1 pseudogene is annotated in these 291 nt (G+C 57.7%); it reads right to left on the bottom strand.

What is annotated here, in order from left to right:
- Window positions 1–291, bottom strand: a pseudogene (locus LZP69_RS16080) (polyphosphate kinase 2 family protein); the annotation flags it as partial.

The raw sequence follows: 291 nt of genomic DNA, 5'->3' as shown, positions 1-291 counted from the left end.
GTTCTTCGAACCGCTTTTTCTGCTTCTCCTTGGAAAGATGCAGCCAGAACTTGATCACCAGCGTGCCCTCGTCCACCAGCATTTTTTCCAGCCGCTGGGCGCGTTGCAGGCTCTGTTCGAGATCAGCATCCTTGGTTTGGCCATAGACCCGGTTGAGGATCGCCCAGGTATACCAGGAGCCGAGGAAAACACCAATCTTGCCCTTGGGCGGCAGGGCGCGCCAGAAACGCCACATCATCGGGCGATCAAGTTCCTCGTCGCTGGGCTCACCCATGCCGTGGGTTTGGACAT

The organism is Shewanella sp. AS1 (assembly GCF_021412565.1).
Taxonomy (GTDB): domain Bacteria; phylum Pseudomonadota; class Gammaproteobacteria; order Enterobacterales; family Shewanellaceae; genus Shewanella.
Note: the sequence above shows the minus strand (reverse complement) of the source record. Positions and strands in the feature narration are given on the sequence as shown.